Here is a 15,423-nt window from a genome sequence, read left to right as displayed (position 1 = left end):
ATGAATGAACAGGTGGATATGAGTTTAGTAGTAGGCATTCTCATTACGATGGTCTTTTCTGCATTCTTCAGCGGAATGGAGATTGCCTTCGTCTCTTCCAACCGTATGTTGGCGGAGATGGATAAGGAGAAAAACGGCCTTACGCAACGACTGTTATCTTTGTTTTATAATCATCCGAATGGCTTTGTCAGTACCATGCTCGTGGGCAACAATATAGCCCTTGTAGTTTATGGTATCCTGATAGCCCGTCTTTTCGACAATACGATTTTCGCAGGTTTTGATGCAGCCTTTAAGGTGCCTGCAGATACCATTCTGTCTACGCTGATAGTACTCTTTACAGGTGAGTTTCTGCCAAAGACGCTTTTCAAGTCTAATCCGAACCGCTTGCTTTCTATCTTCAGTCCGATAGCTTATCTGTGCTATGTGGTATTGTGGCCTATCAGCAAGTTCAGTACTTTCTTGAGTAAGTGCCTGCTGCGTCTGATAGGTATGAAGATGGATACTGAGGGGGCGGATGAAGGCTTTTCTAAGGTAGACCTTGATTATCTTGTGCAGTCAAGTATCGATAATGCTACCAATGAAGATGAAATTAATGATGAGGTGAAGATATTCCAGAATGCCCTTGATTTCTCCGATACTAAAGTACGCGACTGTATGGTGCCCCGTACTGAGATTCAGGCTGTTGAAATGGATACTTCTCTCGAAGACCTGCAGCAGAAATTCATAGAGAGCGGTAATTCGAAAATCATTGTATATGAAGAGGATATAGACCATATTGCGGGATATATTCACAGTTCCGAACTATTCCATCATCCTTCACGTTGGCAGGATCATATCCGTTCACTTCCTTTTGTGCCGGAAACGATGCAGGCACAGAAACTGATGCAGACTTTTTTGCAGCAGAAAAAGTCCTTGGGTATCGTTGTAGATGAGTTTGGAGGTACTAGCGGTTTGGTGAGTCTGGAAGATATCGTTGAGGAAATCTTCGGAGATATTGAAGATGAGCACGATGCTGCCAAGTATGTGGCCAAGAAAACCGATGATGGTGATTATCTCCTTTCTGCGCGACTGGAGATTGACAAGGTGAACGATATGTTTGGTCTTGAACTGCCGGAAAGTGATGAATATATGACCTTGAGTGGTTTGATTCTGCATGAATATCAGAGTTTTCCTAAACTCAACGAGGTGATAAAGTTTGATAACTTCGAGTTCAAGATTATCAAGTCAACATCCCGTAAAATAGAGCTTGTTAAACTCCACATCATCAAATAGCTGAGCGGGAAAAGGGAATTTTTTGCTTTTTTTGAGGTAAGAGTCAAAAAAGATAGCAAAAAATTCCCTTTTCTCGTATTATTTTTGTATTTTTGCAGACAATTGGCTACTAGCATTAAAAGTGGTTCAATCTAAACTTAGGAAAAAATAAAAATAATAATAATAATTAAAACGTAATGGCAGCATTAGGAACAATTAGAAAAAGAGGCGTGATACTGGTTTGTATCATCAGTTTCGGCCTTTTCGCCTTTATTGCCGAGGAAGCTTTCCGCTCTTGCGATTCAGCAAAGAATAATGAGCGCCAGCAGATTGGTGAGGTTTTGGGCGAAAAAATCAGCGTGCAGGATTTCCAGAAGCTCGTTGATGAGTATTCAGAAGTTATTAAAATGCAACAGGGTCAGGAAAATCTTCCTGAAGAGCAGATGAATCAGGTGAAGGATATGGTATGGAATACATACATCCAGAACCGGATTATCGCTAAGGAAGCTAGCAAGTTGGGTCTTACTGTAACCGACGCTGAACTTCAGGACATCTTGAAGACAGGTACTAACCCTATGCTTCAGCAGACTCCTTTTGTTAATCAGCAGACTGGTCGTTTCGACGCATCTTCTCTCCAGAAGTTCTTGGCAGACTACAAGGCACAGAAGGCTAACCCATCTGCTAACGCACAGATGATGGATCAGTATACCAAGATTTACAACTACTGGTCATTCATCGAGAAGACTCTTCGCCAGCAGACTTTGGCTCAGAAGTATCAGGCTCTTCTCGCCGGTTGCTTCCTGTCAAATCCTGTAGAGGCAAAGATGGCTTTCAAGGAGGAGAATGAAGAGAGCCAGATTCAGTTGGCTGCTTTCCCTTACTCTGACATCCAGGATGATAAGGTAAAGATTTCTGAAAGCGATCTGAAGGCTAAGTATGATGAGATCAAGGCACGCTTCAAACAGCCTGTTGAGAGCCGTGACATCAAGTTCGTTGATATCGAGGTGCAGGCTTCTAAAGCAGACCGTGCTGCTCTTAACAAGGAGTTTGCAGGTTATCATACGCAGCTTGCCGCTGCTGCAGATCCTACAGAGGTTGTACGTAAGTCAGCTTCTACAGTAGCTTACCTTGGTATTCCTGTTTCAAAGGATGCTTTTCCACGTGATATTGCTGCTCAGCTTGATTCTATGGCTGTAGGTTCTACTTCTGCTGTTAAGGCTAATGCTGGTGACAATACATTGAACATCGTTAAGTTGGTAGCTAAGCAGGAATTGCCTGATTCAGTACAGTATCGTGTTATCCAAGTTGCTGCTAACTCAGTAGCTGAGGCTAAGACTAAGGCAGATTCTATTCAGGGCGCTATTGCCGGTGGTGCTGATTTCGAGGCTATCGCTAAGAAGTATGGTCAGACTGGTGACAAGGCTTGGATGACTACCAAGCAGTATGAGTATGCCCAGTCTATGGATAAGGACAACAAGACATTCATCAATACATTGAATACTGCAGCAGTTAACTCTTTGAACCAGCTTCAGTTGGGTCAGGGATATGTAGTTCTTCAGGTTCTTGACCGCAAGGCAATGGTCAGCAAGTATACCGCTGCCGTTATTAAGAAGCCTATCGACTTCTCGCAGGGTACATATCGTACAGCTTACAACAAGTTCTCTAGTTTCGTAAGTGCTAATCCTAAGTCAGAGGATCTCTTGAAGAATGCAGCTAAGGAAGGTTACAAGGTTCAGGACTTGAAGGATATTACAACTTCTGTTCACTATGTAGCAAACATCCATTCTACACGCGAGGCTTTGAAGTGGATCTTCGATAGCAAGGAGGGTGAGGTTTCACCTCTCTATGAGTGTGGTGACAACAACCACCTGTTGGTTGTGGTTCTTGATAAGATTCATCATGTCGGTTATCGGGATTTGGATGATGCAGTTGTCAAGGAGACTGTTAAGGCAGAGGTGCTCAAGGATAAGAAGGCTGAGATGATTGAGGCTAAGTTGAATGGTGTTAAGAATATTGCAGCTGCTAAGGCTAAGGGTGGTAAGGTTTCTTCTGTAAACCAGATTACTTTCGCTGCTCCTGTATTCATCGCAGCTACTGGCGCTAGCGAACCAGCTCTCTCTGGTGCTGTTGCAGGTACTAAGAAGGGTGCTTTCTCTGCTCATGCTGTGAAGGGTAACGCTGGTGTGTATCTCTTCCAGGTTACTAACAAGACTAACCGTCCTGTTAAGTTCGATGACAAGACATACGAGCAGAAGTGCCGCCAGAAGGCTATGCAGTATGCAGGTAACTTCATGAACGAGCTTTATCTGAACGCTCATGTAGTAGATAACCGCTACTTGTTCTTCTAATTCAGACTCTTAGATTTATCCCAATAAATAAAAAAGGTGTATTGCCAATGAGCAATACACCTTTTTTATTTATTGGGATATCTTTTATCGTATCTGCAAGAATATCTTTTGGAGAAGCATTTTTATCCGCGGCTCCACCAATGTTTCTTTTTGGGAGCTTCCTGCTGTTCGCCGAACTTCTGTTTCAGTACTCTGCGATAACTGGTATGGTTGGTGATAATCTGATAAATCTCCCCCCAATCAGGCAAACCGCCGATACCTCGGTCGTCAATGAACCAGTCAGCTTTGAGCTTGCGGGAGAAGTGGTTATTGTTCTCCAGACTCTCTTCAGGATAATCTTTATTTACAGCCCAGAATTCAACTCCTCTTTCTCTACACCATTCTACTGCCTCGTCCAGGAGCTTTCCTTCGCGTACGCTCCAGAGAATAAGCTTGTGGTGGTCTCTAATTAACATCTTTAATGTTTCTGTGGCGAAAGGTAGCTCTGTACCAATCTTCGGGTACTCGTGGGTTACGATTGTACCATCAAAATCTACTGCAATTGTTGCCATATAGTCTTAATGTTTTTAAAATCTAAAAGAGTCTTCCTATCTGGATAGAAAGACTCTTTTCTTTGTTGTATGTATGTTCTTAATTACTTCTTGATACTGTTGTCGTTGGCATTGCCATAGTGGCTGTTGCTATAGTTGCCATAGCTGCCATACTGGCCATAAGTTCCATATTTGCCATATTTGCCATATGATCCATAAGAACCATAGTTGCCATATTTACCATATTTGCCGTACTTACCAACACCATAATAGAAGCTGTGCTTCTTCTTAGAGAGGTCGACGCCATTGAGTACTAAGCACATGTTAGGCAATTTATTCTCGGCTTTCAAACCATTGATCATGCCGAAACTAGCCTTTGGAGTATAATCTGCGCGGCAGACGTATACACAGAGATTAGCCAGACGTCCAAGCTGCAAACTGTCGTTTACAAGACCTACAGGAGCCGTATCGAGGATAACATAGTCGTAATGTTCCTTCAACTGGCTGATAATGTCGTCAAGGCTTGCTCTGGTTACTAACTCTCCTGGATTAGGAGGAACAGGGCCAGCCATAAGGAGGTCGAGTTTACTGTTGACACCCGAAGAGAGAATCTGTTTCTGAATGTCATCCCATGTATTATGGTCGTGTACAATCAGATTGGTGATACCATTATGGTGGTTGTCAATCTCGAAGAGCTCTGCCAGACGTGGCTTGCGGATATCCAGACCAACCATGATAACCTTCTTGCCCAGCAAGGCGAGCGAGATACCGATATTGGATGCCACGAATGTTTTACCTTCACCTGATGTAGAAGAGGTAAACATCATCACCTTCTCACCTTCTTTCAGCATAAACTGAATATTGGTACGCAGGCCACGGAAAATCTCCTCCATCAGGTTGTTTACATTCTGGTGAACCACAATGTCAGCCTTTCCTTCCTTCTTGGCAGCGTCGCTGGCTACAGGAATATCGGCAATGACAGGTATCTGAGTGAGTTTCATCACGTCTTCATGTCCCTCAATCTTGTACTTGAAGAATTCTCTCAGGAAGAGGATGCCGGCAGGGATTGCAATACCCAGTACCAGGGCAATCAGCATAATGATAGGACTCTTAGGACTAACCTTTCCTTCCAATGAAGGAGCATCGATAACCTTACCCTTGTCTGCCGTTGCTGCTAGCGAAATGGAGTTTTCCTCACGTTTCTGAAGAAGCATCAGGTAAAGACCAGATTTTACTTCCTGCTGGCGACCAATCTGTGTAAGAACTCGCTCTTGCTCTGGCGAGTTACCTATCTGATTGGCATACATGGCAGCTTGTTTGGCAATGCTGTTACGCTGGATTTCCATACCCAGCTTAGCCTGGCGCATGGCACGCTTGATAGATTTTGTAAGGTCATCCAACTGGGCTGACAAAGGTGTAACGGTTGGAGAATTCTCACTGGCAGAATGCAACATCTGGTTGCGGTTCAGAGCTATCTTGTTGTATTCGTTAATCAACTCTGTTGAACTTTCATCAGTCAGACCTACGTTTGATGGGATAGGCTGATATCTGTTGCCAGGTTCGTTCATGTATTTGCCAAGCTCATTCAGAAGTTCAACCTGTGTGTTAGCCTCCTGGAGTTTCTGGGCGTATGTGTCTGAGTTAGCGATGGCAGCTGTTGCGTTGAGCTTCATCTCTACAACATTGTTACGCTTCTTGTAGCTTTCGAGCTGGCCTTCTGTATTGCCCAGTTCGTTGTTGATCTTCTCCAGACGCTGGTTGATGAACTGTTCTGTGCGGAAAGAAATTTCATTCTTGTCCTCGTTGGCCTGGCGGTTATAAACATTTACCAGAGTTCTCAGATAGTCTATGCAGCGCTGAGGATCTTCATCTTTCATCACCAGTTCGGCTATGGTTGTAGTCTTTGAAGTCTGGCTGACAGTCAGTGCTTTTGTATAGCCCTTAGCCGCCATTTCTGGTGACACGATAATCACCTTCAGGCTCTCACCGTCTTTTAATGCGTATTTGCCGTTCTGAGTGAAGTGGAGGGTTCCTACACGTGTATTGATGCTTGCTGGCAGACCAGCTAAAGTCTTTTCAATCTTTACAGGATCCTTCTGATAGGAAAAGGCATCTACAGGTATGTAGTATGAACCTGTTACCTGATACTGGCTGCCAGTTTTCTCTATAAGAAGCTTGATCGGAGCATTCAGCTTCTTGAGATGAGCGAGGTCTAAGTCAACGCTGACTTCCTGCTCTTTATAGACTAACTGATCCCTGAGGGCTCCTTTATGGTAATAGTTCACGTAGCATTTCATGTCTACTACAGCCTGGTTAGCCAAGTCTTGAGCCGAAAGAATTTCAATCTCATTGTCTATACCATTTGAGTTTGAAATAAAACCGAGGTTTGCAGCATTTTGAATCATGCTGTTACCCATTCCTCTGTTCTTTCTCTGGTCGTCATCCTTTATCAGTACCTTAGCGGTTGCCTGGTATTGCGGTCTTGCATGGCGTATGTAGAGATATCCCAATCCCAAACATACAATGAGTGATAGAACGAACCATTTCCAGTTGAGGATAAGAGTAGAATAAATCAACTGGAAGTCAATAGATGACTTCTCTTCCTGCTCTTGATCACGTCCCAAATCAAAGTTCTTTGTTTCTTCCATTATTTTATATTCTATTGTGTTTACACCTTTTTTATATTCGTAAAAGATAAATGATAGAATCTGTACTATCTGCTAGCCGCTAGTTCTTTCAGATACTGTCCATAACCGTTTTTGAGCATCGGTTGGGCAAGTTTCAGCAACTGTTCTTGGTCAATCCATCCTTGTTTGAATGCGATTTCTTCAAGACATGCCACTTTCAGACCCTGTCTCTTTTCGATGACTTCTATAAAGGTACTGGCTTCCGAAAGGCTATCGTGGGTACCGGTGTCAAGCCAGGCGAAACCGCGCTGTAAGGTTCTTACCTTCAGAGTCTTTTCTGTCAGATAGTGCTGGTTTACTGTTGTTATTTCCAACTCACCTCTTGCGCTAGGCTTGATGTTCTTAGCCACATGCACCACGCTGTTTGGATAGAAATAGAGTCCTACAACCGCATAGTTGCTCTTAGGCATTTCTGGTTTTTCTTCTATGCTCAGGCAGTTGCCGTTTTCATCAAACTCTGCCACACCATATCTTTCCGGATCGTTGACATAATAGCCAAATACGCTTGCCAGTCCTTCTTCTGCAGCTTTTACGCTTTCCTTGAGTAAACCCGTAAAACCGGCTCCATAGAAAATGTTGTCACCCAAAACCAGACAGGCTGTATCATTACCGATAAACTTCTCGCCAATGATGAAGGCTTGAGCCAGACCGTCGGGTGATGGCTGTTCTGCATATTCGAAGTGTACCCCCAATTCGCTGCCGTCACCTAACAGACGTTTGAAACCAGGCAAGTCGAATGGGGTAGATATAATCAAAATCTCCTTGATTCCTGCTAACATTAGCACGGAAACAGGGTAGTATATCATTGGCTTATCAAAAATTGGTATCAATTGCTTACTGATACCTTTGGTAATAGGGTAAAGTCTTGTACCCGAACCTCCCGCTAATACGATACCTTTCATATCTTCTCTATTTCTAATACAATAAAGTTGAATAGTCTTATCTTAAAAACGCGGCAAAGTTACTAAAAAAAGTTGAATGCGTGAAATCATAAGCCATAAAAATGCATTTTTTGATAAAAAAAGCACCTTTTTAGATAAAAAACGTCGCTTTGATTTGGGTATTTACTGATTTTATTGTATTTTTGCAGAACAATTTAAATAGATATAGAAAATAAAAAATAAAGGAATGGGAATTTTTGCTAAACTATTCGGTCGTAAAGACGACGATAAAAAGGTAGGTGGAATGGAAGATTACATGACCTTGGTCCGTGTATACTTTCAGGCTGCACTTGCTTCTCAGTTAGGTATCACCAATTTGGCTATGTTGCCAGACTTGCGTGTCTTCAAGACAAGTCTGCATGTTCCGACGGTCAATAACCGTCTGGGTATTGGCGAAAAGGCACAGGTGAAGAAAATGATGAAGAATATCTATGATACGGATGATGCCTTCTTCAAGGAAATAGATTCCAGTATCCGTAAGAACTGCCACAAACTGCAGGATGTCAATGTATATCTCATCCAGTTCCAGAACTTTACGCAGGATCTGATGATGCTGATGGGCAACTTGATGAAGTTTAAGCTCCGTTTGCCTAGCTTCATGAAGAATTCGCTTTACAAGCTGACTGCTAAAACTGTAGAAGATATCTTCACTAAGAATGATTTCTCTGATGCCAGTGTGCTGAAAACCGTGCTTCAGTTGCGCCAGTTCAACAAGCGCTTGGCATTCAGCCAGCAATGGGTAACCGACTTTACCTTCCAGGTATTGATGCTTGCCAAAAAAGAGCCACGTCCATCAGATGAAGACGTAGAAAAGGCAAAGCAGAAGATGGGAAAGTAACAAATGTTGCGCCCAAAATGAAAAAAAATAGCAGAATATTTGTTTTATTCAAATAATTCTCTTAAATTTGTAGCCAAAAATAATAGTCATGAGTGCAAATGAGAAAACAATTAATACGTTTGCCACAAGAGTAAGGCAGATGATTCTCAAGTTTGACGAGGTCAAGCAGGAGAATGCTGAACTCTATGCGATGGTGGATGAGCGCGATGCCAAAATCAAGGCATTGGAGGAAAAGTTGGCTCAAGCGCAGAGTGATTACAACAGCTTGAAGATGGCGAAGATGATGACGATTTCTGACAATGATATGGAAGCTACTCAGAAGCGCATCGCCAAGCTCATAAGAGATATCAATAAGTGTATCACACTATTGGGTGAAAAGTAAAAATCGGAACGATGGCAGAACAAGAACAAGATAAATTACTCATACGATTACACGTCTATGATACAGATCTTTCGGTAAGAATACCTAGGGAAGATGAGGAGTATTATCGTAAATCAGCCAAACTGATAGATGATATTGTAAACTCATATACCAAGATTTTCAAAGGCAGAAAGAGCGATAAGGAAATCCTGTATATGGCGCTCATTGATGTGGCATTGAGATATGAGAAGGAATCGGATCGGAATGATACGAAACCTTATGATGATATTCTTGAGAAGCTTACCTCCGAGATTGAAGACGCTTTGAAATAAGAATATTAATAAACATATATATAATATAATGATAGTAACTATTATAGCAGCCTTGGTGGCGCTTGTTATCGGCGGTGCTGCTGGGTATTTCATTTTCCGTTATGTCATTAAGGGAAAATATAATGAAATGATAGAAGCTGCCAACAAAGAGGCAGAAGTAGTAAAAGAGAAGAAGCTTTTGGAAGTGAAGGAGAAATTCCTCAACAAGAAGGCGGAACTCGAAAAAGAAGTGCAGCAGCGTAATTCTCGCATCCAGCAGAATGAGAATAAGTTGAAGCAGCGCGAGATTTCTCTCAATCAGCGTCAGGAAGACCTCGGTCGACGCAAGATGGAGATTGATCAGTATCAGCAGCGTGTTGACAATGAGAAGAAACTCTTGTCTGTCAAGCAGCAGGAACTTGATAAGATGCAGAAACAGGAGCAGGCTAAACTGGAAGAACTTTCTGGTCTGAGTGCTGAAGAGGCTAAGCAGAGATTGATTGAGAGTCTGAAAGATCAGGCTAAACTCGATGCTGCAAGCTATGTGAACGAGATTATGGACGATGCCAAACTCAATGCTAACCAGCAGGCTAAGAAGATTGTGATTCAGACTATCCAGCGTGTTGCTACAGAAACAGCCATTGAGAACTCTGTCAGCGTTTTCCATATCGATAATGATGAGGTGAAGGGGCGTATTATCGGTCGTGAAGGCCGCAATATCCGTGCTCTGGAAGCAGCAACTGGTGTAGAAATCGTTGTGGATGATACTCCTGAGGCAATCGTTATCTCAGCCTTCGACCCTGTTCGTCGTGAGGTTTGCCGTCTGGCTCTCCACCAGTTGGTAGCTGACGGACGTATTCACCCAGCCCGTATCGAGGAGGTGGTAGCCAAGGTGAAGAAACAGTTGGATAATGAAATTATCGAGACGGGTAAGCGTACAGCTATCGACCTCGGTATTCATGGTCTGCACCCAGAGTTGATTCGTATCATCGGTAAGATGAAGTACCGTTCTTCTTATGGTCAGAACCTCTTGCAGCATGCCCGTGAAACCGCTAACCTCTGTGCGGTTATGGCTTCTGAATTGGGATTGAATCCTAAGAAGGCTAAGCGTGCCGGTCTTTTGCACGATATTGGTAAGGTGCCTGATGAGGAGAGTGAATTGCCACACGCATTGTATGGTGCCAAGATTGCAGAGAAGTATAAGGAAAAACCTGATATCTGCAATGCCATCGGTGCTCACCATGATGAGATGGAGATGAACACATTATTGGCTCCTATCGTACAGGTTTGTGATGCTATCTCTGGTGCTCGTCCTGGTGCCCGTCGTGAGATTGTAGAGGCTTATATCAAGCGTTTGAACGATCTTGAAGCTATCGCCATGAGTTATCCTGGCGTTACCAAGACCTATGCCATCCAGGCAGGTCGTGAGCTTCGTGTCATTGTGGGTGCTGACAAGATGAGCGATGAGCAGAGTATCAAGCTCTCTGACGAGATTGCAACCAAGATTCAGAACGAGATGACCTATCCGGGTCAGGTAAAGATTACCGTGATTCGTGAGACTCGCAGTGTAGCTTACGCTAAGTAAAATAGAATTATATTTGAAGTTTAAATTGTCGTTTCTCTTCTGCAAGGTAGAGAGATGTATCTTGATAAAGCCGTACTCTGTTTATAGGGTGCGGCTTTTCTTTTCCCTTTTCAGAATATGATGAAAGCAGAACAGAAAGTATTAAAGCGATTCAATAAAGGATGTGTTGACTATCATCTTTTGGAGGATGGGGACCGTATTCTTATTGCCTTGAGTGGAGGCAAGGATTCATTGGAACTTGTCCGTTTGCTGGCTCAGCGTGCCCGTATCTATAAACCGCATATCGAAGTGGAGGCGGCTCATATCATCATGGATAACATTCCTTACGAGACCGACCGTTCTTATCTGCAGGATTTCTGTGCAGAGAATGGCATCAAGCTCCATATCCTTCATAGTTCGTTTGATGAATCCACCGATCCCCATAAGACCCGTTGCTTCCTCTGTGCCTGGAACCGACGTAAGACGCTCTTCGAGTTTGCGGTAAATAATGGTTTTAACAAGATAGCCTTGGGCCATCATATGGATGATATCCTCGTTACCCTGCTGATGAATATCACCTTCGAGGGTTCTCATTCCACCATGCAGCCCAGTCTTCCTTTAAAACATTATCCGCTCACCATTATCCGCCCCCTTTGTCTGGTGCATGAGGCGGATATCCGTAAGGTGGCAGAAGAGTCGCATTTCACTAAGCAGAAGGCGTTGTGTCCTTACGAAGAGACTACCCGCCGTTCGGATATGCAAGCCGTCTTCCAGCATTTGGAGCAGTTGAACCCCGAAGCGCGCTACAGTCTTTGGCGCTCCGTTTTTATGGTATAAAATATAGTAGAAAAAGCAATAAAAAACGAAAGTAGTTTCATGGGCGCATGAAACTACTTTCGTTAGCCAATGAAATAGGCTTCATTTGCCATCGAAGCCTATTGTATTTGTTCCTTGGGTAGATCTAGTAAATGGCAGTTACTAATTTTGGGGAGCTGCCCAGAAACGTGAAGCATCTGTTGTCAGTACTGAATGGTCGGGAAGTTTCAAAACCTTTGAATCCTGAAGGAACAAGCACGATATGGCGATTATTGTTTCGATAAGCAGGATTATTATCTTCGCGACCATAGCCTGTTGTCTCCCAAGTATCAAACCAATATAAGTTTTTTGCCCAATATGCCCTGTAATAAACAAAATCATTATCTGAATTCAAGAGAGGACGGTAAACGATTTCTCTGCCGTCAATATATCGCTCACGCATTTCTGTAAGAGAAAGTGGAGTGCCTTTTTCATCTTCTGCCCATGCTTTCATATCCGAGTCTAGCATAGCCCATTTCTGTAATTCTGGTAGCCACACCAGGTTAACAACATGGCAGTCGGAATCCTCGGAATCTGCGGGATGACAAGTTACAAAGCGGTTTACAATACCCTCAGACAGCAATAGTTCGTGTAAGAGGATGGAGTGTAATCGACAGTTGAATGCAGGCTCTATCGTTCGAGTGTATTTCCAGAGATCTATAGCATTACGTCTCTTAGGATTAATCTTTTGATTGGCATGAGGAATGTTTTCCGCTACAAAACGTGCCAGTGAAATGGCCTTGTCCCATGTTGGCATTGTGGAAGATACAACTGTATCGAGTTTGAAATATTCACGGATTTTTTGTGATTGGACAGAATCTTTCGGGGGTGTAATTTAAACTGTGTCAAGGCTTGTTCTTAACTTTCATTCCCACTCCCTGCTGGGGGCATGCCCCCAGCAGGGAAGCCTTTTCGGCTGCAAAGTTACATAATTTTAAATCTATCTCCAAATTTTATTGCCAATTGTTGAGAAATTTGTCCCCAATTTGCCAGTGACATAGTCCATTTCTTACGGATGTTGCGATAAGCTAAGTACACAAGCTTCTCCAAAGAATTATCCGTAGGAAAGACCCCTTTAGTCTTTGTGACCTTTCTTACCTGTCTGTGATACCCCTCAACCGTATTGGTCGTATAAATGAGTTTACGGATGGCTGGAGTATATTGGAAATATTCTGTCAGACGTTCCCAATTGTCACGCCATGACTTGATGACAATTGGGTACATCTCTCCCCACTTAGACTCTAACAGGTCTAAATTAGCAGCAGCGGAGTCTTTGTTTACTGCACCATATACTGTTCTTAAATCCTTGATAAACTCCTTTTGATGCTTACTGCCAACATACTTGATAGAATTGCGTATCTGATGGACAATACAGAGCTGCACAGAACTCTCAGGAAATACGCTTTGGATGGCATCCGGGAAGCCTTTGAGACCATCAATACAACAAATCAAGATGTCTCGAACACCACGGTTCTGAAGATCCGTAAGAACTTCTAGCCAGAAGTTAGCTCCTTCACTCTTAGACACATACATACCTAACAGTTCTTTTTGGCCTTCCTTGTTGATGCCAAGAATGTTGTAAATGGCTCGTGTGACAGCTCTGCCATTCTCATCCTTTACCTTATAATGGATAGCATCAAGCCAGCAAATGGCATATACAGGATCGAGCATGCGAGACTTCCAGGCGGTGATTTCGGGTAATACACGGTCTGTTATAGAGCTGATAGTATCGGCTGATAGAGTTGTGTTGAACTCACGCTCAAAGTAGCTGCTGATGTCACGTGTGCTGGTGCCCATGGCGTACATCTCAATAATCTGGTCTGCCATGCCATTGGCAAGAATAGTCTCACGCTTCTTTACGGTCTCAGGTTGGAAAGTTCCGTCTCGGTCACGAGGAGTCTCTATAGTGACCTCACCATATTTTGTTTGAACCTTCTTACTCATCTTACCATTACGACGATTGCCGGAAGAGCGTTCCTCGTCACTTAAATGAGCGTCCATCTCACCTTCGAGAGCTGAGTTGAGAATACGCTCTAACAATGGAGCTAATGCTCCGTCCTTGCCAAATAAGGCTTCACCACTACGCAACTGCTGAGCTGCTTTCTTGTAATCAATTTCTAAGTTGTCCATAATATAAAAACTGTGTTAAACTACTTTTATTGTAGCTTGACACAGTTTAGTTTACACTCTCAATCTTTCTGATATGCAAAATGATAGGACGTAGTATCTGGTACATATTTGCCAGCGTCTTTTAATTTTTCTACCATTTCATTCTTCAGCGAATTGCAAAGATAAGCTTCCACTTGTTTATTGAAAACAAAGCGTGCCAACAGTAATGTTGCTACCGCTATGAGCAGGATTCCCAAGATGCTCCAGCCTACCAACTTGATTTTTTTCTTCATTTTTTATTCTATTAGTTATTTCATTTTTTCTATCTGTTCCTGGGTTAGTCCGGAATACTTCTTGATTAGATTGATGTCAACACCATCGGCAAGCATGTTCTTGGCAATTTCCAAGGCTTTCTCATTCTTACCTTCTTGCTTTGCCGTATCAATAGAGTTTTTGATATCACGATATGCCATCTTACTTGCCTCCTACGTGCTCTGGATTCAGATACGACACGTCCTTCACAACCTGTCTGCCATTAAACAAGCTGTTGAGGAAGCAGATGAGCAAATCCTTGTTCATTGCCGTTCCGAATATTCGCTTGAAGCCGAAGTCGGTCAGCAAGCTGATGTATCTTTCTTCTACCTGTTTCATACGCCATTCGTTTAGTTCAACATCTAGTTTCACTGCAAAATTACGCTTTTTTTTCCAAAAAACTCTTAATAAACTGTTAAAAAATGATTGAATATTCATTCCTGCTTCTTATTTCATTTCATCCGAGTTGAGTATGGTGATGGTCTTGCCCTCAATCCTGATGGCACCCTTCTCCTCGAATTCGGAGAGGCAGCGGAGGAGCGAGAACTTCTGGATACCGAAGATATCCGCCATTTCCTGTCGGCTGACATCCAGTCGGATGGTTCTGCTCTGCTGTTCGGTGGCCATCTTGATGAGGTATTGCGCCACCTTCTCCTTGACGGAGAAAAGGGAGAGCATGCGCATTTTCTGCGAAAGGAAGATATCTATCCTTGACAGGTGCTGGATGAAGTTCCAGCGTATGCGCTCATCAGTATCTATCAGCAGTTTCAGTTCAGAAGGCCTCATGCGCAGGAGGGTAGTCTTCCTACTTGTCTCCACGCTTACGGGCATCTCGTTATTATGTGCGAATATATAGGCAGGGGCAATCAGCATCGATTCTCCCAGCCTATCTATCTGAGCCTGCTTGCCCGACAATCCCGACATGCGGGCTATCATCTCCCCCTCGACAATGATGTCGGCATATCTGCAGGGCATTCCTGCCAGCACATAGGTTTCCCTGGCAGCAAGCTCCACCATCCGGTAGCTTACCATCGACAGTGCCTCTCTGATTTCCTCTGGAGTAAACCCCTCAAACACCGTGCATTTCTGCAAGGTAACGAATATTGATTCTTTCATACATTTAAGTTTTATATTCAATAACGCATTTTCCCCCGATTTATTGTTTGCTCCATTTAGAATCTTGAAGGCAGAATCTCCACACGCCCTATAAGAGTGGAATCTTACTAGCTAAAGTTCTGGTAATAAGCAAGAAAAATACGAAAAAACTTTGGTGTCTTAAAATAAAGTCGTAACTTTGCAGCTGAATATTAATAAAT

Annotated in this window: 15 protein-coding genes and 1 pseudogene; 7 read left to right on the top strand and 9 right to left on the bottom strand. The window is 43.1% G+C overall.

Features of this window, described 5'->3' with window-relative positions; all coding sequences use genetic code 11:
- Together RCO84_RS08930 and RCO84_RS08925 are read left to right on the top strand one after the other, a co-directional pair.
- Window positions 1-1,272 carry a hemolysin family protein gene (locus RCO84_RS08930; protein WP_144154008.1) on the top strand — a complete coding sequence of 424 codons (1,272 nt, stop codon included), beginning with the start codon at window positions 1-3 and terminating at the stop codon, window positions 1,270-1,272.
- A gap of 176 nt (window positions 1,273-1,448) precedes the next feature.
- Window positions 1,449-3,599, top strand: coding sequence for a peptidylprolyl isomerase (locus RCO84_RS08925; protein ID WP_287818824.1), 2,151 nt, complete (start codon window positions 1,449-1,451; stop codon window positions 3,597-3,599).
- Window positions 3,600-3,721: 122 nt separating this feature from the next.
- Here the strand turns inward: RCO84_RS08925 and RCO84_RS08920 are convergent, their stop codons facing one another.
- The 3 genes from RCO84_RS08920 to rfbA form a co-directional block, all read right to left on the bottom strand.
- A complete protein-coding gene (locus RCO84_RS08920; RefSeq protein ID WP_006846429.1) occupies window positions 3,722-4,150 on the bottom strand; it encodes a BT0820 family HAD-type phosphatase in 429 nt (142 codons plus the stop codon).
- Window positions 4,151-4,233: 83 nt separating this feature from the next.
- Complete coding sequence (locus RCO84_RS08915) at window positions 4,234-6,777, bottom strand: GumC family protein (protein WP_144154004.1); 2,544 nt, start codon at window positions 6,775-6,777, stop codon at window positions 4,234-4,236.
- A 65-nt stretch (window positions 6,778-6,842) separates the two neighbouring features.
- Window positions 6,843-7,718 carry a glucose-1-phosphate thymidylyltransferase RfbA gene (gene rfbA, locus RCO84_RS08910; RefSeq protein ID WP_144154002.1) on the bottom strand — a complete coding sequence of 292 codons (876 nt, stop codon included), beginning with the start codon at window positions 7,716-7,718 and terminating at the stop codon, window positions 6,843-6,845.
- 226 nt (window positions 7,719-7,944) lie between these two features.
- Here rfbA and RCO84_RS08905 point away from each other — a divergent pair, with 226 nt between their 5' ends.
- The 5 genes from RCO84_RS08905 to RCO84_RS08885 all read left to right on the top strand — a co-directional run bounded on the left by RCO84_RS08905 (window position 7,945) and on the right by RCO84_RS08885 (window position 11,668).
- Complete coding sequence (locus tag RCO84_RS08905) at window positions 7,945-8,595, top strand: hypothetical protein (protein ID WP_006846432.1); 651 nt, start codon at window positions 7,945-7,947, stop codon at window positions 8,593-8,595.
- A gap of 88 nt (window positions 8,596-8,683) precedes the next feature.
- Complete coding sequence (locus RCO84_RS08900; protein ID WP_144154000.1) at window positions 8,684-8,977, top strand: hypothetical protein; 294 nt, start codon at window positions 8,684-8,686, stop codon at window positions 8,975-8,977.
- Window positions 8,978-8,988: 11 nt separating this feature from the next.
- The gene (locus tag RCO84_RS08895) at window positions 8,989-9,288 is read left to right on the top strand and encodes a cell division protein ZapA (protein WP_022120985.1); all 300 of its coding nucleotides are present in this window, start codon (window positions 8,989-8,991) and stop codon (window positions 9,286-9,288) included.
- A gap of 28 nt (window positions 9,289-9,316) precedes the next feature.
- The gene (rny, locus tag RCO84_RS08890) at window positions 9,317-10,852 is read left to right on the top strand and encodes a ribonuclease Y (protein ID WP_144153998.1); all 1,536 of its coding nucleotides are present in this window, start codon (window positions 9,317-9,319) and stop codon (window positions 10,850-10,852) included.
- 117 nt (window positions 10,853-10,969) lie between these two features.
- Window positions 10,970-11,668 carry a tRNA 2-thiocytidine biosynthesis TtcA family protein gene (locus tag RCO84_RS08885; protein WP_317584785.1) on the top strand — a complete coding sequence of 233 codons (699 nt, stop codon included), beginning with the start codon at window positions 10,970-10,972 and terminating at the stop codon, window positions 11,666-11,668.
- 124 nt (window positions 11,669-11,792) lie between these two features.
- Here the strand turns inward: RCO84_RS08885 and RCO84_RS08880 are convergent, their stop codons facing one another.
- From RCO84_RS08880 to RCO84_RS08855, 6 genes and pseudogenes are all read right to left on the bottom strand, one after another.
- Window positions 11,793-12,443, bottom strand: a complete 651-nt coding sequence (locus tag RCO84_RS08880) for a transglutaminase domain-containing protein (protein ID WP_317584784.1) — start codon at window positions 12,441-12,443, stop codon at window positions 11,793-11,795.
- A gap of 167 nt (window positions 12,444-12,610) precedes the next feature.
- Complete coding sequence (locus tag RCO84_RS08875) at window positions 12,611-13,816, bottom strand: IS256 family transposase (protein WP_287854567.1); 1,206 nt, start codon at window positions 13,814-13,816, stop codon at window positions 12,611-12,613.
- Window positions 13,817-13,875: 59 nt separating this feature from the next.
- Window positions 13,876-14,088, bottom strand: a complete 213-nt coding sequence (locus RCO84_RS08870) for a hypothetical protein (RefSeq protein ID WP_317584783.1) — start codon at window positions 14,086-14,088, stop codon at window positions 13,876-13,878.
- A gap of 15 nt (window positions 14,089-14,103) precedes the next feature.
- Window positions 14,104-14,268 (bottom strand): hypothetical protein, encoded by a 165-nt coding sequence (locus RCO84_RS08865; protein WP_153073933.1) that lies wholly within the window; start codon window positions 14,266-14,268, stop codon window positions 14,104-14,106.
- A gap of 10 nt (window positions 14,269-14,278) precedes the next feature.
- A pseudogene (locus RCO84_RS08860) lies at window positions 14,279-14,446 on the bottom strand (PD-(D/E)XK nuclease family transposase); the annotation flags it as partial.
- 108 nt (window positions 14,447-14,554) lie between these two features.
- Window positions 14,555-15,223: a Crp/Fnr family transcriptional regulator gene (locus RCO84_RS08855; protein WP_118313503.1), complete on the bottom strand. Its 669-nt coding sequence runs from the start codon at window positions 15,221-15,223 to the stop codon at window positions 14,555-14,557.
- Window positions 15,224-15,423 lie beyond the last annotated feature (200 nt).

Origin of the sequence: Segatella copri (assembly GCF_949820605.1) — a bacterium.
Classification (GTDB): Bacteria; Bacteroidota; Bacteroidia; order Bacteroidales; family Bacteroidaceae; genus Prevotella.
The sequence above is the reverse complement of the archived record's forward strand: the minus strand, read 5'-3'. Positions and strand labels throughout refer to the sequence as shown.